This is a genomic window from Candidatus Formimonas warabiya (assembly GCF_002777255.1).
Lineage (GTDB): Bacteria > Bacillota > Dehalobacteriia > Dehalobacteriales > Dehalobacteriaceae > Formimonas > Formimonas warabiya.
In genome coordinates this window covers 2816715-2841854 of record NZ_CP017634.1, presented here as the reverse complement: position 1 = coordinate 2841854, position 25140 = coordinate 2816715, and the positions used below count along the sequence as shown (strand labels likewise).

Sequence of the window (25140 nt, the reverse complement as noted above, 5' to 3'; positions counted from 1 at the left end):
GTGGGATGAGGCTACGGGACCGGCGGTGTTTTGATCTGATCTGTCATCCATGTTGTATCACATATTGCATGCGGCTTTTCCAAACAAAAAAATTTATTAGCTAGTTAGGCGGACAAAAAAGGAGATGCAAAATGAAAAAAGCAAAAATGATTTTAAGTACCATACTCATCGGCGGGTTGATTTCATCCTTCGGCGGGGCAGCTTTTGCCGCTACAGCACCGCAAAACTGCTCAACACCGGGAACAGCCTCTTATGGAACCGGGGGAAACACGGGGAACTGGCAAAACAGTAGAGAGGTTACTCCTCAAAACAATGCCGGTCAATTTGACGGCAAAGATAAAAGACAGACGGATGGGAAAGAATACCAAGATAACAAAACTAAAAACACAGTTGATAAGAAAAAGACTTCCTATTACGATGAGAAAAAGAGTCCTTCTTTCTCCTGCGATAAGGGAAAATTGAATCAGTCCCAAAATCCCTTCGACATTTTTGTCAGCAAGGGAATTCTCTCCCAAAAACAAGTCAATCAGATCAATGAATTTGTAAAACAACACAAAATTTCTACACCGGTCAAAGTGGAAAAGAATCTCTTAAATGATCTGGTAAAAGCACGGATCATTACCCAGGATCAAGCAAATAAGATTCAAAAAATCCTTGCGGATACAAATGCCAACAATGATCAGAACAGAAAACCTGTTTTAGGAAAAAACTGCAAATAAATTAAACTGCGCCCACCTAGCTAATAAGTCCCGCCCTGCTCCTTTTGGAGCGGGGCTTTTTAAACCAATCATGAGGGATGGCTGCCGGGGGATTTCAACAAATTTCTGGTTTTCCTTCAGTACAAATTAAGCTAAGGGGGATACTATAAAAAATATGGTTGGCCAAGAGGGAAGAAGGCGGTAGATGAGATATGGATCATATGGATCACTTGAAAGGGATTAAAATATTGGTCGTTGACGACGAACCGAATATTCTGGAATTCTTGGAACTAGGGCTAGAAAATGAAGGATTTGAAGTGCAGACGGCTCAGGACGGTCCCGCTGCAATTAGACTGGCCAAAGAATTTAAGCCCCATGTGGCGATCCTGGACGTTATGATGCCCGGAATGGACGGATTTGAAGTGTGCCGCATGCTTAAAAAGATTGATCATGTGGCGGTAATCATGCTTACTGCACGAGAAGAGGTGGACGACAGGGTCAAGGGCCTCATGCTTGGTGCCGACGATTATATGGCAAAGCCCTTTAGTTTTGAGGAATTGCTGGCCAGAATCTATGCCAGAATCCGAAACCAGTTTCCCAACCTATTTGGGGAAGTGGTGCTGGGGTCATTCTATATTGATGACCGCCGGAAAGAGATCAGATTTAAAGAGAGGGTTTTAGAGTTGTCCCGTACCGAGTATGAGCTTCTGAAATACCTGGTTCTGAATCAAGGCTTGGTTTTAAGTAAAACCATGATTTTGGATCAGGTTTGGGGATACGATTTCGTAGGAGATGAAAACATTGTAGAGGTGTATGTTCGCATGCTGCGGGATAAATTACACGACAAAGAGCATCAATTAATCAGAACCATCCGTGGCTCCGGATACCGGGTTGATCTGCTATGAGCCGGCATGAAAACAGGGGATTCAGGTCTTTGTTTTTTCCCAACTCGCTTAGGAGTCAGCTGTTATACCGGTCACTGCTTATTCTTGCCCTATTGTTAATGCTGGTGGGTTTGCTGCAATATGTTTTTATGCGGGATGTTGTTTATAAAAATAAAGCGGCCAGCATTCAGAGCCAGATCCTTTCTATTTCCTCCGGGACCTGGTTTGAGCTTGGCACGGGCGGTCAACCGGTTTTTTTTATTCCCGGCTCAAATCTGGCCTTTGTCGACGTGAAGGGAAATTATTCAGTATTGTCTAGTGGTCCTGACGGCCTAAACCCGCCCAGGTTGAATACCCGGGACTATTTAGCCCTATTCCTGAAAAAACCCGGGCTGAACTATAAAGTTGTTACCGACGGGGGTGTGCAACAATTATTGGTCCTACAGCCGATCTCTTCCGGTCCGGGTCAATTTCTGGGCATTGTCCAAGTAGGCACTCCTACCATCCAGCTAAAGGAACTGCTTTTTCGCCAGTTGCTCACATTTTTGCTGCTCTCCTTAAGTGCCCTGCTCTTTGGCCTGCTTGCCTTTTTACCCGTACTGAAAAGGACGCTGGTCCCCTTATTTAATATGATTAAAACGGCGGAACAAATTGATGCGGGAAATCTGGACAAGCGGTTCCCGGCCCGTCAGGGGCAACTGGAAATCGACCGTTTATCGGAGTCTTTCAACAGCATGCTGGAGCGTTTGGAAGGCTCCTTTGAAACGGAAAGAGAAACAAAGGAACAGATGCGGCGTTTTATCGCCGACGCCTCTCATGAACTTCGAACACCCCTCACTTCCATCCGGGGATTCTTGGACGTCCTGCTGCGGGGGGCCGCTCACCAACCGGATCAGCTCAATAAATCGCTAAAAAGCATGCAGAGCGAATCGGAACGGCTCAACAAACTGGTACAGGACCTGATTATCCTGGCCCGGCTGGAACGGACACCCCATATAGAGCTGGCCCAGGGGATGCTGGATGCCGTTATCCGGGAGATGGAGCCCCAGCTGATGATTTTATCCGGGAAGAGAAAACTGAGCCTGTCCATGGAACCCAATATGGCATGTAAATATGATATTGATAAAATAAAACAGGTCATCTTAAACCTTTTCCATAATGCGGTACAGCATACAGACCCTGAGCGGGGCCAGATCAAGATTTCCTTAACCGGAAAGAACAATGGGGTGCTGTTAGCCATTCAAGATAACGGACCGGGGATCAGTAAGGCCCATTTACCCTACATATTTGATCGATTTTATCGCAGCGATTCCGCAAGGACACGTAAATATGGGGGGGCGGGCCTGGGATTGTCCATCACCAAATCCATCATTGAGGCGCATGGCGGAACCATTCATGTTGCCAGTGAAGAGGGAAAAGGAAGCATTTTTGAGGTATGGCTTCCGGCATAGTCGTCACCTCTCCTATTTTCCCTTGCATATACTAAATATGAAATAAAAATAGATAAAATATTTTTTTGCCGGCCGGAGCTTTCCCATGGAATTCTTGCTTTTTTCCCATGCCATGTTTCCGATTGAGGTGCTTTTGAATATGATATCTAATAGAGAGGGGTGAAGAAAATGGCAAAGTCGGAAGATTGTGACCAGCTTCTGCTTTATGTGATCACGTATATCATTTTTTTCCGTTTGAGTACAGGGATAGCAGTACAGCCTGAATTTCGTGCACCAACGGTAATTGTTTCTTAATAAAAAATTTAGGGGGAATCCCCATGGTCTTTTCTAATGATCTAAACGATTTGCTCAGGGATACCCTGGAACAATTGAATCTAGGACGTAATGGGAAAACCCAGAGTGAGGGTACCGACGGAGGTACAACCCAGGAATCCGGCGGACCAAGGCCCTCTCCGAGTGGAATTTTAGTTGTAGCGGGCATTTTAGGAGGTGTTTTGGAGGTTTCTTCAATTTTAGTGGACACAGAACAATTGGTTCAAATTGTTTTGGTCGGGTCCTTAAAGAGCCGGACCACGCAGGCCGAACCCCCTTCCATAGAAGATTTTATTAATACTCTGTTAGGGATTTTCCCTCTTGAATAATGAGTTTCATAAATAAAGAGAGAACACCTTTCTCAATCAATTAGACGGAAGGTGTTTTTTTGTGCTGCTTTCAGAATCTATCAGTTTCAAAAGTGGAAAGTATCAGTTGAAGCCGGACAGTAATATTTGATTTTTAAGATAAAAGAGTTTAGACTTTAAGTAAGCAAAACTTTTGGCATTTTAGGTAATATTTAAGAGGAAGGACCCTTCTTGACGAGGGAGATTTTGTATGGCGATCGTGGGTGTTGGTACGGACATTATTGAAATAGAGAGAATAAAAAAGGCAGCGGGCCGGGCATCATTTGTTTCAAAAGTATTTACGGAAAAAGAGATCTCTCTCTGCCGGCAAAAGCCTGATTTTTATGCAGCCTTGGCGATCAGGTTTGCCGCCAAAGAAGCAGTGGTGAAAGCTTTAGGGACTGGTCTTAGAGGGTGCACATGGCAAGATATTGAGGTGCTGTCCTCTTCTACCGGCCAGCCCTTTGTGCTGCTTTATGGGGGGGCGAAAGATATTGCAGCGGGTCGTGGCATCACGAGCATTTTGGTATCGATGTCACACAGCCGAGAAAATGCGGTAGCATTCTGCGTAGCGGAAGGAGGAGAGGAAACGGATGAAGCTTGCAACAGCGGAAGAAATGCGCTTGCTGGACCAGACAGCAATTAACGAATATGGCATTCCGGGTGTGCTCTTGATGGAAAATGCCGGATTGGCGGTGGTACATGCCATCAAGGATTATTTTTCCGGGCCTCTTGCCCGGAAAAGAGTGATGGTTATTGCCGGCAAAGGAAATAACGGTGGGGACGGTTTTGTGGTGGCCAGGCACCTGGCCAATGCCGGATGTGATGTGAAACTATTTTTGTTGTGCAAACCGGAGGAACTGCACGGGGACGCTGCACTAAACTGGAAAATAGCAAGAAAAATGAATATCCGGTATCAGTTGATTTTAACAGAGCGGGATTTGAATGTGGTAAAAGTCGCTCTTATGTATACCGAACTGGTGGTGGACGGCATCTTTGGCACCGGTTTTCAAGGAGCTGCCCAGGGTACCATTGCCAAATTAATTGAGCTGGTGAATGAGGCGGGAAAACCGGTGATTTCCATAGATCTTCCCTCCGGCATGGAAGCCGATACGGGCCGCGTGAACGGAGCATGCATCAAAGCCCGGTGTACGGTGACCTTTGGCCTGCCCAAGATCGGTTTGGTATTGGAGCCTGGGGCAAGCTTTGTCGGGAAAATGCTGGTCGCGGATATTTCCCTGCCCCAGGAATTGGTGGTGAAACAGCCCTTGCGCCGCTTTTTACTGGATCAGGACTTTTGCCGCCAATTATTGCCTGTCCGGGCCATCGACAGCCATAAAGGAAGCTTCGGGCATGTGCTGGTCATTGGAGGGGCTCCCGGTATGACGGGAGCAGTAACCTTGGCAGCTACTGCCGCGGTAAGATCAGGGGCCGGCCTGGTTACTGCAGCAGTACCTGCCGGTCTCAGTTCCGTGATGGCCATGAAGCTGACGGAAGCGATGTCCTTGTCTTTGCCGGAAACAGGGTCAGGTACCCTTTCCTTATCCGCCTTAGGTGTGATAGAAAAAGCTGCCGGAAACAAAGTAATCGTATTGGGGCCGGGATTGTCTCGGCAGCAGGAAACCCAGGACCTGGTAAGATCCTTTCTGGCCAATATACCGTGCCCCGTGGTCCTGGATGCAGATGGGTTATTTGCCTTGTCCGGCTGCCAAGATTTTATCAAAAACAGCTCTTACCCGGTGGTATTGACTCCTCATCCGGGAGAAATGGCCCGCCTTTTGGGGGTATCCAGCGGGGAGATTCAGGCAAACAGGAGAGAAATCGTGGAGAAAGCAGCCCGGGAGTGGCAGGCGGTTTTGGTCTTAAAAGGGGCAAAGACCGTAGTGGCCACGCCGGAGGGAAATCTATATGTAAATCCTACGGGAAATCCAGGCATGGCAACAGGTGGCAGCGGAGATGTGCTGGCCGGGATGATCGGAGCATTGCTGGCTCAAGGCATGAAAGCAGAGCATGCTGCGGCAGTGGCAGTATATCTTCACGGAGCAGCAGGGGATGAAGGGGCCCGCCGGGGCAGTCAGGCCAGCCTGACTGCAGGGGACATCATCGATTATTTACCTCTAATTTTCCAAAGACTTGAGGAGCGACTATGAAAAAGGGAGTTTTTCGACCGGTTTGGGCAGAAATCAATTTAGAAGCGGTTGCCCATAATATTAAGGAGATCAGAAGGATTGTTCCACCCCAGACCAAGATCATGGCTGTGGTGAAGGCAGACGGATATGGCCATGGGGCGGAAAAGATCGCCCGGACGGTACTGGACTGTGGGGCGGAGATGCTTGCGGTAGCAACTTTTGGTGAGGCTAAACAGCTAAGAGAGGCAGGAATCAGCGGTCCCATACTGGTGCTGGGATATACCCCGGCGGACCAGGCGGGAGATATTATAGATTACCGGATTACCCAAACGGTATTTACCCGGGAAATGGCAGAGGCTCTTTCCCGAAAGGCGCAGGAAAAAAACCGCCTGTCTGTGATCCACCTCAAAATTGATACCGGGATGGGCAGAATCGGCTTTTTACCGAATCAGGATACAGTGCAAACAATTAAAAGCATTGTCCGTCTGGATGGTTTATTTGTGGAAGGAATATTTACCCACTTTGCCGTGGCGGATGAAACCGACAAAAGCTTTAGCCAATACCAGTTTCACCAGTTTACCGAGTTTTTAGGGGAGTTGCAAAAAGAAAACATTGAGATTCCCGTCAAGCATGCGGCAAACAGCGCAGCTATCATCGATCTGCCCGAGACGCATCTTGATATGGTGCGGGCGGGTATTATCATCTACGGTCTTTATCCATCAGATCAGGTGGACAAAAGCAGGATCCATTTAAGGCCTGCCTTGGAGTTGAAAGCGGAAGTATCATTTGTCAAAAAGGTGTCACCAGGGACCAGTATCAGTTATGGGCGGAAATTTATTGCACCCAAGGAGACGGTCATTGCCTCCCTGCCCCTGGGATATGCGGACGGGTATAGCCGGATGCTGTCAAACAAAGGAGAACTATTGCTAGGGGGGAAAAGGGTTCCTATAGTGGGAACCATTTGTATGGACCAGTTTATGGTTGACGCTTCACAGGTTCCCGGAGTAAAAATTGGGGATGAGGCTGTTCTCATCGGTGCCCAAGGGGCGGAAAATATTCCGGTGGAAGAAATTGCCGAAAGGTTAAATACAATTAATTACGAAATAGTGTGTATGTTAAGTGAAAGGGTTCCCCGGGTCTACATCAACGAATCTTCTTACCAACATTTTCCTGGAAAAAACTAGGGAGCTTTAGTTGCAAATGATATAGCATCAAGGATATAATAGTTATAGCTCGAGGTATATATGTCGTTGGAGGTGTGCCCTGTGCCGAATTTAAAGCGAATTATGATTAGTATCCCGGATCAGCTGCTGCAAGAGTTTGATGGATTGGTGAATCATGAAAATAAGAACAGGAGCGAGTTTATCCGGGAAGCGATGAAGTTTTATATTGCCGAACGTCGCCGGCGCATCCTGCATGAACAGATGAAAAAGGGATATCAGGAGATGGCAAATATTAATTTATCTATTGCCCGGGAATGTTTCAGTATGGAACATGAGGCCTTTGAAGACCCCGGAGAAAAAATAGCGGAGTGTCGCAAATGATTGTACGGCGCGGGGAAGTGTTTTTTGCCGAGCTAAATCCTGTCCAAGGTTCAGAGCAGGGAGGCACCAGGCCTGTTTTGGTAGTACAAAATGATGTCGGCAACCAATACAGCCCAACTACTATTGTTGTTGCCATTACCTCTCAGATTAACAAAGCAAAATTGCCTACGCATGTAGAACTGCCTAAAGAAAAAACAGGGCTTGATAAAGATTCGGTAATTTTAGCCGAACAGGTACGCACCATTGACAAAAGCCGCCTTCAGCATAAGGTTGCCATGCTGGGGGAAGAGATTATGAATCGGGTAGACCGGGCATTGGAGATCAGTTTAGGATTAGTGGAAATATAAATAAAACGAGTAGGTCAGGCGAAAATCAGCCTGACTACTTTATTTTGGGGGGAGGAGACATGTTTTATCCTTTGATCGGTATTACCTGCGGGGAAGATGATCTCAATTTTTTTGTCAGGAGGTTTTATGCCCAAGCAGTAGAAGCACTGGGCGGGGCACCTGTGTTTCTGCCCTCTGTACAGAGAAGGTCATCCTGGGGAAAATTTTTAGAAGTGTTGGATGGGCTCATTCTTTCCGGTGGCGTGGATGTGGATCCGTTTTTTTTCGGAGAAGAACCTGTAAAAGGAATGGGAGAAATCACTCCTTTCCGGGACCAGTTTGAGATTTTTTTTGTCAAAGAATTTTTCCCCCTGAATAGACCGATTCTAGCAGTGTGCCGGGGAGTTCAGGTATTGAATGTTTCTCTAGGAGGGACTATTTTCCAGGACATTGATGCCCAGGTTCCTAACATCCTCAAGCACTTTCAACGGGCGCCCAGACCGCATCCCACCCATTCCGTAAATGTTGTCCCGGACACGAAACTAAGCGCCATCCTGCCGGAAGAGCAATGGCGGGTGAACAGTTTTCATCATCAAGCCGTAAATGGTCTTGCTCCCGGATTGGTTGTTTCTGCTCTAGCCCCGGATGGAATTATTGAAGCTATTGAAGGGCAGAAGCATCCTTTTGCCCTTGGCGTTCAATGGCATCCCGAATGCAACTGGCAACAGGATGCAGGCAGTTTTCGCCTGTTTGAGACATTTATTTCCGCCTGCAGAGCGGGGCGGCATTTTTAGTCCAGGAGCTGGATATTTTCCCCCTCCCCTATGCTGATCCCGAAAAAAAGCCCGCCGGGCTTTTTTGTACTTTCAGAATTTATAAATTTTAAAAGGTTGAAAGTATAAGTGCGACTAAGGCTTCCGCCGTCGCCAGAGGCTTGGCGCAAGCCAAGTTTTCTAATATCTTGCAGGTTTTTGGGATTTTTTAGCGAATTTTAGTTCTGAAGTGTTTAGGAAAGGTGGACGTTTCGGTGCTGGCCGTTGCAAATGGAAGAATTCTTACCATGGAGGGAAGAACCTATCAAAAAGGTTCTATCTTGATAGATCAGGGGAAAATTGTGGCTGTAGGGGATCATGTCCTGATTCCCAAAGGGGTGGATGTCATTAATGCCTGCGGAAAAGTGGTCATGCCCGGTTTGATTGACGCCCACTGCCATCTAGGAATTGCGGAAGAGATTTATCAGGTGGAAGGAGATGACCTGAATGAGACCACAAATCCGGTTACTCCCCACCTGCGCGCTTTGGACGGTATTAATCCGGAAGATCTTGCTTTTGATGATGCAGTCCAGGGCGGGGTCACGACAGTGGCCATTGCTCCGGGAAGCGCCAATGTGATCGGTGGACAAGTCGTGATATTAAAGACCCAGGGCCATGTTGTGGACCGCATGATCTTAAAAGAGCCGGCCGGGTTGAAAATTGCTTTGGGAGAAAATCCCAAACGGAGTTACGGAGACCAAAAGAAAATGCCCTCCACCCGGATGGCTACTGCCGGTCTACTCCGGGAATTTTTTGTCAAAGCTCAAAACTATGCTTCCACCCCAAAAGAAAGAGATTTAGTGCTGGAACCGATCGTTCAGGTGTTGAAAAAGGAAATGCCTCTCCATGCTCATGCCCATCGCGCCGATGATATTATGACTGCCCTGAGAATTTCTCAGGAATTTGATATGCCTTTAATAATCATTCACGGGACGGAAGGCCATAAAGTAGCAGAAGAACTTGCCGCCCGGAGCATACCGGTGGTTTCCGGGCCCCACCTGGTCAATCGGGCGAAGGTGGAGATGAAGGATAAAACCTGGAAAACCCCGGCTTTATTAGCCCAGGCTGGGGTGAAGGTAGCATTGATGACAGACCATCCGGTGATCCCCATTCAGTATCTTTCCCTTTGTGCCTTTTTGGCCCACCGGGCCGGCATGTCGGAAGAAAATGCCTTAAGGTCCATTACGATCAATCCGGCGGAAATGATGGGGATTTCTCATCGGGTAGGAAGTCTTTCCGAAGGGAAAGATGCCGATATGATCATCAGCAGCGGCAGCATTCTTTCCATGGAGTCAACCGTGGAAACAGTCATCATCAATGGAAGGGTGGTTTACCAGCATCAGGGAGAACCGGCCTAGCCATTTTTTTGCCAGTCAAGGCGCTTTCGGCGCCTCAGGTTGTTGAGAGAGCTTGTTCAGAAACCGGCTAAGGTCAGGGGACACACCCCAATGCATGAGAAATAATTGTGCGGGGAATGTCCCCAACTAATTCTAGGTGCAGCAAGTATTTGCAGCGAAGGCGTACCGGGCGTACGTCGATGCAAAAATGCGCAGCTGCAACAACGTAGATGGGGGTTTATCAACAAGCTCAGGCGCTTTCAGCGCCTTTTCTATGGGTAAAATGAATAGGAGCGTTTTTATGGATTTGCTTGTTTTGGAACAGCAACTGCAAAAATGTCATCGGTGCGATCTGGGCAGGAGACGGATCAAGCTGGTTTTTGGGAAAGGCAGCCTTACGGCCCCGGTGATGTTTATTGGTGAAGGCCCGGGAGAACAAGAGGATATCCAGGGTCAACCTTTTGTAGGAAAAGCAGGGCAACTGCTTGATAAAATTATTGCTGCCGCCGGCTTTTCGGAAAATCAAGTATACATCTGCAATGTTGTGAAATGTCGTCCTCCCGGCAACAGGCTGCCCAATCCTGTGGAAGTAGAAGCCTGTAAACCATTTCTGCGGGAACAGATAAGATCGATCCGGCCCAGGATCATTGTCTGCTTAGGGGCTTTAGCGGCTCAGACTTTGATCAATCCGGACGTGAGGATTACCAGGGACAGGGGGGCTTGGGTGCAAAAGGGTAATTTCAAGATCATGCCCACCTTTCACCCGGCTGCTCTTTTAAGAGACCCAGCCAAAAAGCGGCTGGTTTGGGAAGACATGAAAAAAGTCCGGGACGAATTTCACCGCATGAGGGAAAATTAGAGAGAAATGCCTATTATTCAATTATTTGGTTATAATTTAATTTATCAGATGTTTTGGAGGATTTGCCTTGTATATCGTGAGAACAAATGAGCCGGAAGAGACAAGGGCCTTGGGGGAGCGCTTTGCTTCTTACCTGCCTCCGGGGACCGTGATTGGGTTGACCGGAGAACTGGGCGCGGGAAAAACACTGTTTGCGAAAGGACTTGCCAAGGGGCTGAAGGTAGAAGACCATGTTACCAGCCCTACTTTCACCATCATCAATGAATATCAAGGCCGGTGCCCTTTCTATCACATGGATGCATACCGTTTAGAAGATGACAGTGAGATCAGCGAGTTAGGACTGGAAGAATATTTTTACTCCTCAGGGATTACCTTGATTGAATGGCCCGAACGCATCCAAGACTGTCTGCCTGAATCCTTTATTCAAATCAACCTGGATAAAGGGTGGGAAGAGGACGGTCATGAATATCGGTTGATTAAATTTTCTTCCATCGGTAACGGATTGGATCGGGTGATTGGAGAGTTCGAGAAAAATGAAAATATTAGCGATTGATACCGCAACGAAAGTGGCAGGAATAGCCATTGTAGATGAAAATGGGGTTCTGGCCGAAAGCTGGTTAAATACCGGAAAAACCCATTCCCAACGGCTTCTCCCCATGTTGGAGGGGATGCTGAGCAATGCCGACATATCCTGGGAGGAGATACACGGTTTTGCTGTTACGGTGGGTCCGGGCTCCTTTACCGGTTTACGCATTGGCCTGGCTACGGTAAAAGGGTTGGCCCAGGTACTGGACAAACCTTTTGTCGGCATTGTTTCTTTAGATGCTTTGGCCCACAATATAACGATGGTCCCGGGTCTGATCTGTCCCATGCTTGATGCCCGGAAAAATGAAGTTTATACCGCCCTGTACCGGGATGATGCCGGCAGTATCCTCCGTTTGTCGCCCTACCGGGCGGTAGCTCCCCATCTTTTGCTGGAAGAATTGTCCCGCCTCAATGAACGGGTAACCTTTCTGGGAGATGCTGTTGCCGTATACCGGGATTTAATTGAAAAATCTTTACCGAATAAGGCTTTTTTTGCTCCCCCCACCAGAAATTTGCTCAGGGCGTCAGAGGTTGCTTTTCTGGGCCTGAACAAGTTGCAGCAAGGGGAAAAGACAAATATTCATGATGTGAAGCCCTTTTACCTAAGGCCCTCTGAAGCTGAAGTGAAATGGGCCCAAAATCACGGAGGGTGCTGTATATGATAGATGAGATAGTATTTTATCCCCTGAAAAGTGAACATTTAGATCAGGTTTTAGAAATTGAGCAGGTGTCCTTTCCGACACCGTGGAGTAAGCAGTCTTTTACCAGTGAGCTGCTGGAGAACGCCCTGGCCTATTACTGTGGCTGCTTTCTGGACGGCAAGCTGATCGGTTATGGGGGAATGTGGGTCATTATTGATGAGGCCCATATTACGAATATTGCCGTACACCCGTATTATCGGGGAAAAAGGGTGGGAGAGGCAGTAATCTTTCATTTAATGGCTCAGGCCATGGCCAAAGGGGCCTATAAAATGACCCTGGAAGTAAGACCCTCCAACATCTCGGCGCAAAAGCTCTACCTCAGGTTGGGATTTAATGCCGTGGGCCGGCGCAAGGGTTATTATACTGACACAAAAGAGGACGCCATCATCATGTGGAAGGACCTGATTGATCAGGGACAATCGGAGTCCTATTGACCATGAACAAAGGATAATCAACGAAGCAAAAGGAGATCATTATGGCGGTAAATATTTTGGCCATTGAGACCAGTTGTGATGAATCTTCCGCGGCAATTGTCGCCGATGGACGGGAAATCAAATCGAATATTATCTCTTCCCAAATTGATGTACATAAAAAATTCGGCGGGGTGGTACCGGAGATTGCTTCCCGGAAGCATCTGGAAGCAATCTCTTTGGTGGTTCAGGAAGCACTCGATGAAGCCGGCACCGCTTTTAAGGACCTGGATGCCGTGGCGGTCACATACGGACCCGGTTTGGTAGGTGCTCTTTTGGTAGGACTATCTTACGCCAAAGCCGCCGCATTTGCTCTCAACAAGCCTTTAATCGGCGTACATCATTTGGAAGGGCATATTCATGCCGGTTTTTTAGAGCACCCCGACTTGGCCTTTCCTCTTGTGGCTTTGGTGGTATCCGGGGGGCATACCAGTTTGGTGTACTTGCCCCGGCGGGGGGAATATGTTTTGTTGGGGCAAACCAGGGATGATGCTGCAGGAGAGGCCTTTGATAAAGTGGCCCGTCATTTAGGCCTGGGATATCCCGGGGGACCGCAAATTCAAAAGGCGGCCCTTCAAGGAAACAAGGATCATTTGGATTTCCCCAAAGCATGGCTGGAAGAGGGGAGTTTGGACTTCAGTTTCAGCGGATTAAAATCGTCTGTTTTAAGCTATCTGAACAGGTGCAAAATGAAAGGGGAAGCTTATCATGTTCCTGATATTGCCGCCGGCCTGCAGGAAGCAATTGTAGAGGTATTGTCGGAAAAAGCGGTTAGGGCCGCCAAATTGAAACAGTGCTCTACCATCCTCTTAGCCGGTGGGGTTGCCGCCAACCTGAGGCTGAGAGAAGTACTCAAGGCCCGGGCTGAGCAAGAAGGTATCCATGTGGTCTGGCCGTCTCCCTTGTTATGTACGGACAATGGGGCGATGATCGGATGTGCAGCCTACTATAAATATATGCAAGGAGATTTTGCCCCTTTAACATTAAATGCCGTGCCAAATTTATCTTTATTCATGCAAAAAAATTAAAAAACATTAAGTTTTTTATTAATCAACTATAAAAAGTAGTAGTGATGGAACATACGTTTTGTGGATGAATAATCTGTGGATAATGTGGATAAGTTTGTTAATAACTTAGAGCGGTGTGGAAAAGACATGTGGAAAAAATTTTTGTCGAAAAAAGATACAAAAAACTTTTTTTGTGCATAAGAAGATAAAAGGCCAGCTAAATACTGGCGGTAATAAGAGACGGTCTTGTGGATAAATTAAGATTGTGTTAATTTTTAATTTTATATTGACAAAATGTAGATTAAGATTATTATTAACAAAAAAAAGCTGGTTTTTACATTTTCTCGATAAAAGGTGGAAAATATAAGGAGAACGAAATGCATAAATATGCAAAATATATCTTGGTTTTATGCATATTAATATTAGTAGCGGGTATTCTGTTTAGACCTTCGGGGAAGTTGCGGTCACCTGAACCAGGGGCAATAAATTATCTCACGGCCTATCAGGAGGCCAAAGAGGACCGGGTTCCGGTTTTTCTGGAGTTTTTTGGACGGTACTGACCGGACTGCCGCACTATGGAGCCCGTGATTTCGGCTCTCTCACAAAAGTATCAGGAAGAAGTCCGTTTTATCATCGTAGATGTGGAAAACCAAAATGATCCCACCCTGGAGGAATTGTTCCAGATCTTTGATGTGACATATATTCCCGTTATTTATTTGATCGACAAACAGGGTCAGATTGTCAAACAGCACGTGGGGCTAGTAAAACAAGAGGTCTTAGAAAAAGAAATTAAGGATCTGACAAAATAAGGGCGTGGAGTTGTCGGGGGGACGGTTCAACCGTCCCCCCGACGACTTTAACCTGAAACCGCTCACCCGCCGCCTGCAACCGGCCTGCACAGACCAGGGACCCTAAAAATATGTTCAAAAGCGAAAAGGAAGGGAGTTCTGCCGTTGGAAAAAGAACAATTGATTTTACATTCCGCCCAGGAATTCAACATATTACCCCTTACTTCCTGTTGTGATGCCGCCTGTGTTTTTTGCAGCCATCATCATAATCCTTCCGGCATCGGCGTGGTATCCATCCCCCCCGGACCCTGGTCGAGGTGGCGCGTACCTTAAGTTTTTTGGACGGTCGGAAAAAAATTACTGTAGGAGAATCCGCAACGAAAATTATTGAAGGAGAACCCTTGTCCCATCCGGAATTTGGGGAAATTATCCGTCTGGTACGGCAGAAATTTCCCCGTACCCTCATTTCTGTGACCACCAATGGGCATAGACTTGATTACCGGATGGCGGGTTTCCTGAAAGAGATGGCGCCGCTAGAAATCAATTTGTCCTTAAACAGCGCGAGCATGGAGGGGAGGGCGGCCCTAATGGGAGATGACCGCTGTACGGCGGAGCAGACCATCCACGGCGTAAAACTACTCCACTCTTACCAGATCCCTTTCCATGGCAGTATCGTAGCCATGCCCCATCTTGTAGGATGGGAGGACATGGCCGGGACGATCCGTTATTTGGCGGAAAACGGGGCCTTGACGATCAGGGCCTTTATGGCGGGCTATTCCCAAAAGGCCAGCCCGGAACTTCGCTTTGATCCCTCAGGGATGTACCGCCAATTAGCAAGTTTCAGAGCAGAGATGGCAGGGAAAATATCCTGTCCCCTCCTGCTGGAGCCTCCGGGAATAAGTGATTTAACACCGGTTGTGGCCGGTGTCATCAAAGGATCCAAGGCGGCCGGGGCAGGGATCAGGCGCGGGGATTTGGTGTGTAAAGCAAATGATCTGGTGCCCCGGTCCCGGGTGGAGGCGTGGCACTGTTTGCAACAACCGGGGCCAATCCATGCCCTGATCAATAGGCAGGGATCGCTGATGCCTGTACACTGGCAGAATGAGCGGGGGGAAAAATCCGGCGTGGTCATGGAATATGACTTTGATATGGACCGCATGGAAGCGATGTACCGGATCATCGGCTCAGGTTCGGGGACTGTACTGTTATTATCTTCCGAATTAGGCATCGATATTGTGCGCGCCGTTTTACAGTTTATGAATTTCCCGGATCGCCAAATAAGGATCCAGCCCGTAAAAAATCGTTTATTCGGGGGATCCATCGGCGCGGCGGGACTGCTTACGGTGGAGGATTTGTTCGCTGCCTATCAAGAGTATCATGCCGGGCAGGGCAGGCCGCACTTGATTATGGTCCCCCGGGAAGCTTTTGATTACCAGGGATATGACCTGATGGGCCGGCCTTTTTGGGAACTGGAAGAAAGGACCGGCATTCAGGTGACCGTGGGGTAAAGCGTCAGGACCTTCCCTAGCCCAGGGGATCGGGACAGAAGAGGGATTCATCCTGCCCGAGAGGATTTGGGATGAAAAGGTCGAATTTAAAAGGAACTTAAATAAAGTGGGGAGAGAACATGAAAAAAGAAATTCGGAGGAAGATTCTGCAGGCCAGACTAGCCTTAAGCAATGAAGAGGTCGAGAAAAAAAGCAAAATCGTTTGTGAGAAAATTCTTGGACTTCCGGACATCGCCAAGGCCCGGACGGTGATGGCGTATCTTCCTTTTCGTAAAGAGGTAAGTATGGTATCTCTGTTCGGTGCTTTCTGGGCAGAGGGGAAAAGAGTAATCATTCCTGTGTGTGATGCCTGTCGCACGGCTTTGATTCCATCTGAATTAAAAAGTATAGAGGAGGACCTCCAGCCGGGAACCTGGGGTATCTTAGAACCGAAGCCGGAAAAACTACGTCCGGTGGGGCCCGGTGGGATAGATTTTGTGATCGTGCCCGGTGTGGCCTTTGATCTCTCTTGTAATCGTTTGGGATATGGGGTGGGATATTACGATCGCTTTTTACCCCAGTTAAAAGAAAATACGCCTAAAATCGCCGTAGCCTTTGAATTACAGATGGTAGAGGCCTTGATTCCGGATCAATATGATATTCCCATGGATGCCGTTTTCACGGAAGAAAAGGAGTATTACCGGCAAAGGTGACTTTCCTTAACTGACTCCAAACACCAAAAACCCTCAAATTAAGTGTTGGTCTTTCTATTTCCCGAATTGTGTAGGATTATTACTAAAGGAATAAATCCAACTTACGCGAATAGGATAAGGGAAAATTGGATCAGCTCCAGGGGGATGATCGGGTTGGTAAGGAGCAGTTATTTAACTTTGCTTTTGGTTGTTTTTTGGGGGGCAGTACTGTTATTGCTGCGCTATTTCATATCCCGGTACCTCACGAAAAGGGAAAAGAGGTATCGACAGTGTTTCAGCAATGTTTTAAATTATGTTTCCCTAGGTATGATCTGCGCGGATGCCCGAGGTGTGATTACTTTTGTGAATGCTGCGGCAGAGGAATTTCTTGGCATAAAAAGGGATCAGGCTTTGGGAAAGCATTATCAGGAGATAAAGCATCGAAAAGTAATTCTGGAGCATCAGCATTCTCTTTTTTCTCTGATGGGAGATACTTTAGGCCGGGGCATTTCATATGATGGAGTGGAATTGGCGGCGGTGATCAGCGGCCACCCGGGGACGATGAAATGTTCGACATTTCTTCTGAAAGCGGAGGGGAATAAAACAGCCGGTGTATTACTTACTTTTTCTGATTTTACTTTGTCCAAACTTCTGGAAGAACAGGTGCAAAAGAACGAATGCCTCATTACGGTGGGACAAATGGCTGCCGGTGTTGCCCATGAGATTCGAAACCCGCTCCAATCAGTAAAAGGTTTTGCCCAATTATTGCAGGAAAAGAACCGGGACAATGATGAAATATGTACCTATACCGGTATTGTCATTAGTGAGATCGAGCGGGTAAATACCATTATTCGGGAGTTTCTCCAGCTGGCCCGGCCGGCCGGAATCAAATTTGAAAAGAAAGATTTAAACAGCTTGGTGCGGGATGTGGTGCTGCTGGTAAACAGTGAAGCAATTTTGAGAAATGTGGCCATTGAAGAAGAATATGGGATGAAGATGCCTTTGATCACGTTGGATGCATCCCAGATCAAACAGGTGCTGATCAATTTGTTTTCCAATGCTTTAGCCGCCATTCCCCGGGAAGGCATGATCAAGGTAAAAACCTGCTATGATTTTCATTTCAATGAAGCCCGCATTGTTATTTCCGATACCGGAGTAGGCATGGACCGGGATACTCTGGAACAGATTGGCCAACCTTTTTTTACGACGAAGGAAGAGGGGACCGGTTTGGGGCTTTCGGTCAGTTTCCGCATCATCCGTGACCATGGCGGACGGATTGAGGTAGAGAGCACGGTAGGGAAAGGAACTACTTTTACCATTATTTTGCCCGGATTAGCAGGAATGGGACCGTGCTTGGGAAAGGAAACATGTAATTAAAGGATTTTACGGATAAATGTAGAATAACTCTAACCTCCGAACTATTAACTCTAAAGGCAGACGCTGGGTTAATAGGGCTGGCCTCGGCCAACGGGTAATGCGGGAAACAGCATTGTCTCCGTACTTGGAAAGGAGTAACTTGGTAAATGAAGACACCCTTTCGGGTGTTTTTTATAATTTGGAACATGTGTCCCCTAACATAAATTGGGGACATTCCTCCGACGGGAGAGGAATACCCAAAATAGAGGTGTGTCCCCTAACATTTAAAAGGAGGTTAAGTCTATGGAAAAAATACCACAGGAAATACTTGAGGCAGTCAAGGAGGCTTCTAAAGACGGCAAGCTGATTTGTGCAGAGGCCCATGCTTTAGGAAAAGAATTAGGGGTGTCTTTACTCCTTATTGGAGCTGCCGCGGATGAATTGGGGATAAAAATAAGAGAATGCCAGTTGGGATGTTTTTAAGTATGAAAGGGTTTTCTAGGAAGATAGCCGATAAACCGCCCCAGACCGAATCCGGTAACCGGAAGTCATGACAGGTGTGAGGATATCAAAGGGAATCTTTTAGAGAAAAAGGGTTGGCCTATCTTTCCAGTGCCCATGCAGGCATTAGCGGTGGTATAATGGCGATAAAGCGCGGTGAAGCCCATGGGGCAGGGAACATTTGCCCGTCAGAGAGGGTACCTGGAGGAAGAATTTACGGGATAGCGGAAAATGAGATGGGGGAACGGAACATGCTAATGGATAGGTATCAGAGGAAGATCAATTATTTAAGAATATCCGTTACGGACAAGTGCAATTTACGCTGTCGCTATTGTCTGCCGGAAACAGGAGTGGACCTCAAAAGCCATGAGCATATCTTGCGCTGGGAAGAACTGCACCGGATGGTAAAAGTTTTTGTTGAGGAAGGCATCGACCGGGTAAGGATTACCGGGGGGGAGCCTTTAGTAAGAAAAGGACTGCTGCATTTTATTGAAAAGTTAAGCCTGCTAAATCTCAAGGAAATTAGCATCACCACAAACGGCCAGTTGCTGAAACCGGTGGCTGCCCAGTTAAAAGAGGCGGGGATTACCCGGGTAAATATCAGCCTGGATACATTGGACGCGGAAAAGTACACCTGGATTACCCGGGGGGGAGATTTGAAGAAAGTCTTTGAGGGAATCCATGCTGCTCTTGAGACGGGACTGGACCCGGTAAAGCTTAACGCCGTTGTGGTAAGGGGATTTAATGAAGACGAGGTAACAGACTTAGCCCGCCTGACCAAAGACTTGCCCCTGCATGTGCGCTTTATTGAGCTGATGCCTGTAGGGACCTGCACGATCTGGGGCAAGGACAGTTTTGTAAGTACAGATGAAACCATGGAGCGGATGAAAAAAATTGGACTGCTGGCCCCGGCCCAGGTTACCGGAAGTGGTCCGGCCCAAGTCTGGCAGTTTGAAGGATTTAAAGGGACAGTGGGATTTATCAGTGCCATTAGCAAGCATATTTGCCATAGGTGCAACCGGATCCGCTTGACTGCTGACGGCAGAATTTATCCTTGCCTCCATGGAGAAAATTATGTCAATTGTTTTGATTTATTGAGAGACGGAGAAAGTGAAGAAAAGCTCAGAAGGATTGTCCAGCAGGTAATTAGTTTAAAACCGGATCAGCATCATTTAGGTTCTCAGGAGAGAATGATGTCCGCCTTGGGGGGATAGTGTCTTCCGGATTTTGCTAACCGGTACCCGGAATCAGTATCAAAAGACGACTGCTAGTGGGGTTTCTTGGGAATTTTTTGCTTGAGGCGCATAAACCGAGCCTCAAGTGGAAATAACTTTTGAGGAGGGTAATTCTTCCTGAATAGTCACAAATGATAATGAAAGAATTGACGAGAAAAACGAAGATATTATGGCTATTATTTATGTAATTGCCTAATTTTAGCCAAAAACGGGGAGATTACAAGGTTGCCATATTATGCTGCCCTTTATATTATAATTATTGGATATTAGCACTCGTCTTAGGTGAGTGCTAACAATAAAAAGTTAAAATTAATTTATATGAATGAAGGAGGTACAGCAATGAACATCAAACCGTTGGGAGACCGTGTGGTCGTCAAAGTACTGGCTTCAGAAGAAAAAACCAAGAGTGGCATTGTTTTGCCCGATACTGCAAAGGAGAAACCGCAAGAAGGAGAAGTAATTGCAGTTGGTCCGGGAAGAGTATTGGAGAATGGCAGCAGGGCTGCTCTGGAAGTAAAAGTTGGCGATCGGGTTATTTATTCCAAGTATTCCGGCTCCGAAGTGAAAAAGGACGGGGAAGAATATTTAATTTTAAACGGTGATCGTGACATTCTGGCCATTGTTGAGAAATAATTTTCGTAGAGGAGGAAAATTGAAATGGCAAAACAAATCGTTTTTCGGGAAGATGCGCGTCATGCCCTGGAAAAAGGGGTTAATGCTTTAGCAAATGCCGTAAAAGTAACCCTTGGCCCCAAAGGCCGCAATGTTGTATTGGAAAAGAAGTTTGGTTCTCCCATGATTACCAATGACGGTGTCACCATTGCCAGAGAAATCGAATTGGAAGATCCCATTGAAAACATGGGTGCCCAGTTGGTGAAAGAAGTCGCTACCAAAACCAACGATGTGGCCGGTGACGGTACCACCACCGCTTGCCTCCTTGCCCAGGCAATTATCCGGGAAGGTATGAAAAATGTGGCCGCGGGAGCCAACCCCATGTTCCTGAAAAAAGGGATTGAGAAGGCTGTGGCTGCTGCACTCGTGGAATTAAAAGCGAATGCGAGAAAAGTAGAAAATAAAGCGGCTATTGCCCAGGTGGCTTCTATCTCTGCCAACGATCCGGAAATCGGCACTTTGATTGCCGATGCCATGGATAAAGTGGGCAACGACGGGGTTATCACCGTTGAAGAGAGCCAAGTTTTTGAAACCACCCATGAAGTAGTAGAAGGGATGCAGTTTGACAGAGGATATATTTCCCAGTATATGATCACGGATACCGATAAAATGGAAGCAGTATTAAATGATCCCTACATACTGATTACCGACAAGAAAATTTCCGCCATTGCCGATATTTTGCCTGTGCTGGAAAAAGTGGTTCAGTCCGGAAAACAAATGCTGATTGTGGCAGAAGATGTAGAAGGGGAAGCGCTGCCTACCTTGATCGTAAATAAACTAAGAGGCACCTTTACCTGTGTCGCCGTGAAAGCCCCCGGTTTCGGTGACCGCCGGAAAGCGATGTTAGGTGACATTGCCACTCTCACCGGTGGACAGGTTATTTCTGAAGAAGTAGGCTTAAAATTAGAAAACGTGACCCTGGATATGCTGGGTAAAGCCCGTCAGGTAAAAGTTGGTAAAGAAAACACCACGATCATTGATGGGGCAGGAAGTTCTGCCGATATCGAGGCCCGGGTTTCCCAGATTAGAAAACAGTATGAAGAGTCCACTTCTGAATTTGATAAGGAAAAGCTTCAGGAGCGGTTGGCCAAATTGGCCGGCGGCGTAGCCGTGATTAAAGTTGGTGCTGCTACGGAAACCGAATTAAAGGAAAAGAAACTGCGTATTGAAGATGCTTTATCCGCAACGAGAGCTGCTGTAGAAGAAGGCATTGTATCCGGTGGTGGCGCCGCTTTAATTAATGTCCTTGATGCTGTGGATGCTGTTGCGGCCGAAGGAGATGTCCTGACCGGAGTGAACATCATTAAGAAAGCTTTGGAAGAGCCTCTGAAGCAGATTGCCTATAATGCCGGTGCGGAAGGCGCTGTCGTTGTAGAAAAAGTGAAAGCTGCCCAAAAAGGGATTGGCTTTAATGCTGCTACCGGGGAATTTGAAGATATGATTGCAGCCGGTATTGTGGATCCGGCGAAAGTAACCCGCTCCGCCCTGCAGAATGCGGCTTCCATTGCTGCCATGCTGCTGACAACGGAAACCGTAGTGGCCGATATTCCCAAAAAGGAAGAAGCCCATGCTGGTGGAATGCCCGGCGGCATGCCTCCGGGAATGATGTAAAGGAATTAAAAAATGAGCAGCCTTGATGGCTGCTCATTTTTTAATTCCATCGGCTCCCATTTATAGCACCGGCGCTTTAATCTCGATCTTTTTGTTATAATCAAACAATTCTACGTCTACGGTAAGGCTGCTGGATTCTTTTTCTTTGGACAGGGCCGTTACCTGAGCCTTTTTGATGAACCGGTCCTTTTTATCGATCCAAATGGTATATTTCAGGTTTTTAAAATACCCATCCAGCCATTTGTTTTGGATCCGGGGCACGCATTCTATTTTGTACATATTCCGGCGGTTTATTTTTTCTTTTCCCAAATAGGTAGCGGAGATCAATTCCTTAAAATAAAAATTGGACAGGGGATTGAGTTCGGCCATGAGCAAGGATTCCCGAAGCAGGGAATTGTTCTCGGTAATAATCCATTTCTGGGTAACCGGATCCATCCGGTAAGTGGTGTCCTTGATCTGGAAAACATTAATGCTGGTTCCCAGCATGGAGCCGGTCACATGAAAGGTGTCGGCATCGGCTCTTTCCCCGCTGATATCGCTGAACACCTTATTCTCGCCCTCGATGGTAATGGTAGATTTGGTATGGAAACGGTAGGCATTGGCGGCTAAGGTGTTGGAAATGGAAGATTGCAGCACTTCCTCGGGAACAATTTTCATGGTTGACTGTAAATATACCGTGATGGAAAGGGCAATTAATATAATGAAGATCAGACCTAAAATATTTCTGGGCCGAAGATGTTTTTTCCATGTTGTTTTGATTTCGGGCATGTTTTTTCCCCCTTGTTTGATACTTCAAGATATATTTACTAAGAAATGAAAGATAATATGTCTTTGATGATACAAATTTTTCATACCGGGCAGGAATTTGGTTCAATTTTACCGAACTACATCAGCTTAGCTTAAAAAACTTGGGGAGGCTTCGCTTTGAAAAAAGATTTGAAAAAGGTACTCGTGACGGAAAAAGAAATAAAGTCAAAAATCAAGGAAATGGGTGAAGCCATTTCCCAGGACTATCAAGGCAAAGAGATACTTGTTGTGGGAATCTTAAAAGGATCTGTGGTTTTTATGGGTGATCTGGTGAGAAAAATCAAGCTGCCCTTGCAGATTGATTTTATGGAGGTATCCAGCTACGGCAAATCCACAGAGTCGTCCGGAGCCGTGCGCATTTTAAAGGATTTGGAAACCAACATTGAAGGTCGAAATGTGCTGATTGTGGAGGACATTGTTGATACCGGACTGACCTTAAGTTATTTGGTCAAGATTTTAAAGGCCAGAAAGCCGGCCAGTTTAAAAATATGTACCTTTTTAAACAAGCCTTCCCGGCGTAAGGTAGCATTGGAGGCAGACTATAACGGCTATGATATTCCGGATGAATTTGTGGTAGGATATGGCCTTGACTTCAACGAAAAGTACCGGAATATTCCCTATGTAGCGGTATTGAAACCCGAAGCATATCAAAAAGATTAGTCTTGCTGGAAAAAAGTTGAATTCTGATAAAGGAGAGAGATGGAACGTGTCTGAAGAGAATAAAAAAAACCATCAGCTCGTGCTGGTATTGGATTTCGGGGGACAGTACAACCAACTGATCGCCCGCCGGATCAGGGAATGCAATGTATATTGTGAAATGATCCCTTATGATACCCCTCTTGATGAGATTAAGAATAAACAGCCCCAAGGGATTGTTTTTTCTGGGGGACCCTCCAGCGTCTATGTGGAGGGGGCGCCAAGAGTTGACCGGGAGATTTATGAATTAGGCATTCCGGTTTTGGGGATTTGTTACGGCATGCAGTTAATGGCCCATGATTTGGGTGGAGTCGTAAAACCCGCCGAATCCCGGGAGTATGGGAAGACCCAACTGAAAACTGCTTCCAGGGGCCGGCTGTTTCAAGATCTAGCCTGTGAAATGCAATGCTGGATGAGTCATGGGATCTATGTAGAGGCTCCTCCCCTGGGTTTCCTCGTAACAGGAGAAACGGCCCACTCGCCAGTTGCCGCCATGGAAAACTTGGAAAAAAAGCTGTTCGGGGTCCAGTTCCACCCGGAAGTAAAACATACCCCTCGAGGAATGGAAATACTGAAGCATTTTCTTTATGACGTGTGCGGCTGCTCCGGAGAGTGGACGATGGCAAACTTCATTGAGGAAGAAGTGGCAAAAATCCGGGAACTGGTAGGTGACAAAAAAGTTCTCTGCGGCCTTTCCGGCGGTGTCGACTCCGCCGTAGCGGCAGTATTGGTACACAAGGCCATTGGTGACCAGCTCACCTGTGTTTTTGTGGACCATGGATTGATGCGGAAAAATGAAAGGGCAAAGGTGGAAGAGGCTTTTTCCGGCCGGTTCCAGATGAATGTAAGATATGTGGACGCAGAGGAAAGATTTTTGACCAGATTAGCCTCTGTGTCGGACCCGGAAAGAAAAAGAAAAATCATCGGCGCCGAATTCATCCGGGTCTTTGAGGCAGAAGCCGCAAAGCTGGGCCAGATTGACTACCTGGTCCAAGGTACCTTATATGCGGACGTGATCGAAAGCGGGACCAAGACAGCGGCGGTGATCAAGAGCCATCACAATGTGGGCGGATTGCCGGAAGATATGCAGTTTAAGCTGATTGAGCCTTTAAATACCTTGTTTAAAGACGAGGTGCGCCTGCTCGGTCTGGAATTGGGCATGCCGGAAGATATTATTTGGCGCCAGCCTTTCCCGGGACCGGGTCTGGCGATTCGCATATTGGGGGATGTCACGAAGGAGAAACTGGATGTGCTCCGGGAAGCCGACGAGATCATTTTTCAGGAAATAAAAAAGGCGGGGCTGTACCGGGAGATCTGGCAATCCTTTGCCGTGCTTCCCAGCATGAAAAGCGTAGGGGTAATGGGAGATGAGCGGACGTACCAGTATCCTATCGTGCTGCGCGCCGTGACCAGTGACGATGCCATGACCGCAGACTGGGCCCGGTTACCCTATGATTTACTGGAGAGAATTTCTTCCCGGATTGTGAACGAAGTACGGGAAATCAACCGGGTGGTTTATGATATTACCAGCAAACCGCCGGCCACGATTGAGTGGGAATAAGGGAAAACTTAGGAATGTTGATATTTAAGGATTTTTAATAGGTTTTAAAGGTTTTGGTGGTTAAGATTTCTACTCAATTTTTGGGAAGTCTTAACCATCAATCCTTGTTTGCCAACTTATAAAAAATAATAGGAGTTAGTAAAGAATGAAGATAAAAGATGGTTTAAAACGAAAAACATTGGTGAAGGAGGCAAACTTGTGTTACCTGGATTTAAGAGATCAATATGTAAAACAATGCAAATAATGAATTTCGGGCAGTATTTGCCAAGAAC

The 25140-nt window shown here is 46.9% G+C and carries 28 protein-coding genes, 1 pseudogene and 1 riboswitch; of the genes and pseudogenes, 28 read left to right on the top strand and 1 reads right to left on the bottom strand.

Annotation, left to right across the window (positions count from 1 at the left end; genetic code table 11):
• Positions 1–131 precede the first annotated feature (131 nt).
• From DCMF_RS13165 to groL, 26 genes and pseudogenes are all read left to right on the top strand, one after another.
• Entirely contained in the window at positions 132–719 is a 588-nt protein-coding gene (locus tag DCMF_RS13165) for a hypothetical protein (protein ID WP_148134835.1), read from the top strand.
• Between the two features lie 200 nt (positions 720–919).
• Entirely contained in the window at positions 920–1603 is a 684-nt protein-coding gene (locus DCMF_RS13160) for a response regulator transcription factor (protein ID WP_148137899.1), read from the top strand.
• Entirely contained in the window at positions 1600–3033 is a 1434-nt protein-coding gene (locus tag DCMF_RS13155; protein WP_148134834.1) for a sensor histidine kinase, read from the top strand. The genes DCMF_RS13160 and DCMF_RS13155 overlap by 4 nt, the downstream gene beginning before the upstream one ends.
• 168 nt (positions 3034–3201) lie before the next feature.
• A complete protein-coding gene (locus tag DCMF_RS30095; protein WP_257790960.1) occupies positions 3202–3327 on the top strand; it encodes a hypothetical protein in 126 nt (41 codons plus the stop codon).
• Between the two features lie 23 nt (positions 3328–3350).
• A complete protein-coding gene (locus tag DCMF_RS13150; protein ID WP_148134833.1) occupies positions 3351–3674 on the top strand; it encodes a hypothetical protein in 324 nt (107 codons plus the stop codon).
• A 229-nt stretch (positions 3675–3903) separates the two neighbouring features.
• Positions 3904–4338: a holo-ACP synthase gene (acpS, locus tag DCMF_RS13145; protein ID WP_148134832.1), complete on the top strand. Its 435-nt coding sequence runs from the start codon at positions 3904–3906 to the stop codon at positions 4336–4338.
• Positions 4286–5842, top strand: coding sequence for an NAD(P)H-hydrate dehydratase (locus DCMF_RS13140; protein ID WP_148134831.1), 1557 nt, complete (start codon positions 4286–4288; stop codon positions 5840–5842). The genes acpS and DCMF_RS13140 overlap by 53 nt, the downstream gene beginning before the upstream one ends.
• Positions 5839–7005, top strand: a complete 1167-nt coding sequence (gene alr, locus DCMF_RS13135) for an alanine racemase (RefSeq protein ID WP_148134830.1) — start codon at positions 5839–5841, stop codon at positions 7003–7005. Before DCMF_RS13140 ends, alr begins: the two co-directional genes overlap by 4 nt.
• Before the next feature lie 102 nt (positions 7006–7107).
• On the top strand, positions 7108–7365 hold the full coding sequence (locus DCMF_RS13130; protein WP_418219652.1) for a CopG family ribbon-helix-helix protein: 258 nt from the start codon (positions 7108–7110) through the stop codon (positions 7363–7365).
• Complete coding sequence (locus tag DCMF_RS13125; RefSeq protein ID WP_148134828.1) at positions 7362–7712, top strand: type II toxin-antitoxin system PemK/MazF family toxin; 351 nt, start codon at positions 7362–7364, stop codon at positions 7710–7712. Before DCMF_RS13130 ends, DCMF_RS13125 begins: the two co-directional genes overlap by 4 nt.
• A 59-nt stretch (positions 7713–7771) precedes the next feature.
• Positions 7772–8485, top strand: a complete 714-nt coding sequence (locus tag DCMF_RS13120; protein WP_148134827.1) for a gamma-glutamyl-gamma-aminobutyrate hydrolase family protein — start codon at positions 7772–7774, stop codon at positions 8483–8485.
• A gap of 233 nt (positions 8486–8718) precedes the next feature.
• The gene (locus DCMF_RS13115) at positions 8719–9861 is read left to right on the top strand and encodes an amidohydrolase (RefSeq protein WP_418219635.1); all 1143 of its coding nucleotides are present in this window, start codon (positions 8719–8721) and stop codon (positions 9859–9861) included.
• A gap of 280 nt (positions 9862–10141) precedes the next feature.
• On the top strand, positions 10142–10699 hold the full coding sequence (locus DCMF_RS13110) for a uracil-DNA glycosylase (protein WP_148137897.1): 558 nt from the start codon (positions 10142–10144) through the stop codon (positions 10697–10699).
• A gap of 76 nt (positions 10700–10775) precedes the next feature.
• Positions 10776–11252 (top strand): tRNA (adenosine(37)-N6)-threonylcarbamoyltransferase complex ATPase subunit type 1 TsaE, encoded by a 477-nt coding sequence (gene tsaE, locus DCMF_RS13105; RefSeq protein ID WP_236860330.1) that lies wholly within the window; start codon positions 10776–10778, stop codon positions 11250–11252.
• The gene (tsaB, locus tag DCMF_RS13100; protein WP_148134825.1) at positions 11233–11946 is read left to right on the top strand and encodes a tRNA (adenosine(37)-N6)-threonylcarbamoyltransferase complex dimerization subunit type 1 TsaB; all 714 of its coding nucleotides are present in this window, start codon (positions 11233–11235) and stop codon (positions 11944–11946) included. Before tsaE ends, tsaB begins: the two co-directional genes overlap by 20 nt.
• Positions 11943–12419, top strand: coding sequence for a ribosomal protein S18-alanine N-acetyltransferase (gene rimI, locus DCMF_RS13095; protein ID WP_148134824.1), 477 nt, complete (start codon positions 11943–11945; stop codon positions 12417–12419). Before tsaB ends, rimI begins: the two co-directional genes overlap by 4 nt.
• A gap of 41 nt (positions 12420–12460) precedes the next feature.
• Entirely contained in the window at positions 12461–13483 is a 1023-nt protein-coding gene (gene tsaD / locus DCMF_RS13090) for a tRNA (adenosine(37)-N6)-threonylcarbamoyltransferase complex transferase subunit TsaD (RefSeq protein ID WP_148134823.1), read from the top strand.
• A gap of 551 nt (positions 13484–14034) precedes the next feature.
• Positions 14035–14271, top strand: a pseudogene (locus tag DCMF_RS13085) (TlpA family protein disulfide reductase); the annotation flags it as partial.
• A 144-nt stretch (positions 14272–14415) separates the two neighbouring features.
• Positions 14416–14583, top strand: a complete 168-nt coding sequence (locus DCMF_RS29245; protein WP_214659320.1) for a hypothetical protein — start codon at positions 14416–14418, stop codon at positions 14581–14583.
• The gene (locus DCMF_RS13080; RefSeq protein ID WP_214659319.1) at positions 14568–15758 is read left to right on the top strand and encodes a DUF512 domain-containing protein; all 1191 of its coding nucleotides are present in this window, start codon (positions 14568–14570) and stop codon (positions 15756–15758) included. The genes DCMF_RS29245 and DCMF_RS13080 overlap by 16 nt, the downstream gene beginning before the upstream one ends.
• Before the next feature lie 119 nt (positions 15759–15877).
• Positions 15878–16450, top strand: coding sequence for a 5-formyltetrahydrofolate cyclo-ligase (locus DCMF_RS13075; protein ID WP_148134820.1), 573 nt, complete (start codon positions 15878–15880; stop codon positions 16448–16450).
• 153 nt (positions 16451–16603) lie between these two features.
• The gene (locus DCMF_RS13070; protein ID WP_214659318.1) at positions 16604–17806 is read left to right on the top strand and encodes a two-component system sensor histidine kinase NtrB; all 1203 of its coding nucleotides are present in this window, start codon (positions 16604–16606) and stop codon (positions 17804–17806) included.
• A 22-nt stretch (positions 17807–17828) separates the two neighbouring features.
• Positions 17829–17957, top strand: a riboswitch (molybdenum cofactor riboswitch).
• 131 nt (positions 17958–18088) lie between these two features.
• A complete protein-coding gene (locus tag DCMF_RS13065; protein WP_148134818.1) occupies positions 18089–18268 on the top strand; it encodes a hypothetical protein in 180 nt (59 codons plus the stop codon).
• Positions 18269–18426: 158 nt separating this feature from the next.
• Positions 18427–19500, top strand: a complete 1074-nt coding sequence (moaA, locus tag DCMF_RS13060) for a GTP 3',8-cyclase MoaA (protein WP_335582411.1) — start codon at positions 18427–18429, stop codon at positions 19498–19500.
• 360 nt (positions 19501–19860) lie between these two features.
• Complete coding sequence (gene groES, locus DCMF_RS13055) at positions 19861–20154, top strand: co-chaperone GroES (RefSeq protein WP_148134817.1); 294 nt, start codon at positions 19861–19863, stop codon at positions 20152–20154.
• Positions 20155–20178: 24 nt separating this feature from the next.
• Complete coding sequence (groL, locus tag DCMF_RS13050) at positions 20179–21804, top strand: chaperonin GroEL (protein WP_148134816.1); 1626 nt, start codon at positions 20179–20181, stop codon at positions 21802–21804.
• A gap of 60 nt (positions 21805–21864) precedes the next feature.
• Here the strand turns inward: groL and DCMF_RS13045 are convergent, their stop codons facing one another.
• The gene (locus tag DCMF_RS13045) at positions 21865–22572 is read right to left on the bottom strand and encodes a hypothetical protein (protein ID WP_148134815.1); all 708 of its coding nucleotides are present in this window, start codon (positions 22570–22572) and stop codon (positions 21865–21867) included.
• 156 nt (positions 22573–22728) lie between these two features.
• Here DCMF_RS13045 and hpt point away from each other — a divergent pair, with 156 nt between their 5' ends.
• Together hpt and guaA are read left to right on the top strand one after the other, a co-directional pair.
• The gene (gene hpt, locus DCMF_RS13040) at positions 22729–23271 is read left to right on the top strand and encodes a hypoxanthine phosphoribosyltransferase (RefSeq protein WP_148134814.1); all 543 of its coding nucleotides are present in this window, start codon (positions 22729–22731) and stop codon (positions 23269–23271) included.
• Positions 23272–23317: 46 nt separating this feature from the next.
• A complete protein-coding gene (guaA, locus tag DCMF_RS13035) occupies positions 23318–24868 on the top strand; it encodes a glutamine-hydrolyzing GMP synthase (protein ID WP_148134813.1) in 1551 nt (516 codons plus the stop codon).
• Positions 24869–25140: the final 272 nt, after the last annotated feature.

Bases quoted from the DNA above. Each gene is read 5' to 3' on its own strand.
- DCMF_RS13165 (WP_148134835.1), top strand. From the start codon at position 132: ATGAAAAAAGCAAAAATGATTTTAAGTACCATACTCATCGGCGGGTTG.
- DCMF_RS13160 (WP_148137899.1), top strand. From the start codon at position 920: ATGGATCACTTGAAAGGGATTAAAATATTGGTCGTTGACGACGAACCG.
- DCMF_RS13155 (WP_148134834.1), top strand. From the start codon at position 1,600: ATGAGCCGGCATGAAAACAGGGGATTCAGGTCTTTGTTTTTTCCCAAC.
- DCMF_RS30095 (WP_257790960.1), top strand. From the start codon at position 3,202: ATGGCAAAGTCGGAAGATTGTGACCAGCTTCTGCTTTATGTGATCACG.
- DCMF_RS13150 (WP_148134833.1), top strand. From the start codon at position 3,351: ATGGTCTTTTCTAATGATCTAAACGATTTGCTCAGGGATACCCTGGAA.
- acpS (WP_148134832.1), top strand. From the start codon at position 3,904: ATGGCGATCGTGGGTGTTGGTACGGACATTATTGAAATAGAGAGAATA.
- DCMF_RS13140 (WP_148134831.1), top strand. From the start codon at position 4,286: ATGAAGCTTGCAACAGCGGAAGAAATGCGCTTGCTGGACCAGACAGCA.
- alr (WP_148134830.1), top strand. From the start codon at position 5,839: ATGAAAAAGGGAGTTTTTCGACCGGTTTGGGCAGAAATCAATTTAGAA.
- DCMF_RS13130 (WP_418219652.1), top strand. From the start codon at position 7,108: ATGATTAGTATCCCGGATCAGCTGCTGCAAGAGTTTGATGGATTGGTG.
- DCMF_RS13125 (WP_148134828.1), top strand. From the start codon at position 7,362: ATGATTGTACGGCGCGGGGAAGTGTTTTTTGCCGAGCTAAATCCTGTC.
- DCMF_RS13120 (WP_148134827.1), top strand. From the start codon at position 7,772: ATGTTTTATCCTTTGATCGGTATTACCTGCGGGGAAGATGATCTCAAT.
- DCMF_RS13110 (WP_148137897.1), top strand. From the start codon at position 10,142: ATGGATTTGCTTGTTTTGGAACAGCAACTGCAAAAATGTCATCGGTGC.
- tsaB (WP_148134825.1), top strand. From the start codon at position 11,233: ATGAAAATATTAGCGATTGATACCGCAACGAAAGTGGCAGGAATAGCC.
- rimI (WP_148134824.1), top strand. From the start codon at position 11,943: ATGATAGATGAGATAGTATTTTATCCCCTGAAAAGTGAACATTTAGAT.
- tsaD (WP_148134823.1), top strand. From the start codon at position 12,461: ATGGCGGTAAATATTTTGGCCATTGAGACCAGTTGTGATGAATCTTCC.
- DCMF_RS13075 (WP_148134820.1), top strand. From the start codon at position 15,878: ATGAAAAAAGAAATTCGGAGGAAGATTCTGCAGGCCAGACTAGCCTTA.
- DCMF_RS13065 (WP_148134818.1), top strand. From the start codon at position 18,089: ATGGAAAAAATACCACAGGAAATACTTGAGGCAGTCAAGGAGGCTTCT.
- moaA (WP_335582411.1), top strand. From the start codon at position 18,427: ATGGCGATAAAGCGCGGTGAAGCCCATGGGGCAGGGAACATTTGCCCG.
- groES (WP_148134817.1), top strand. From the start codon at position 19,861: ATGAACATCAAACCGTTGGGAGACCGTGTGGTCGTCAAAGTACTGGCT.
- groL (WP_148134816.1), top strand. From the start codon at position 20,179: ATGGCAAAACAAATCGTTTTTCGGGAAGATGCGCGTCATGCCCTGGAA.
- DCMF_RS13045 (WP_148134815.1), bottom strand. From the start codon at position 22,572: ATGCCCGAAATCAAAACAACATGGAAAAAACATCTTCGGCCCAGAAAT.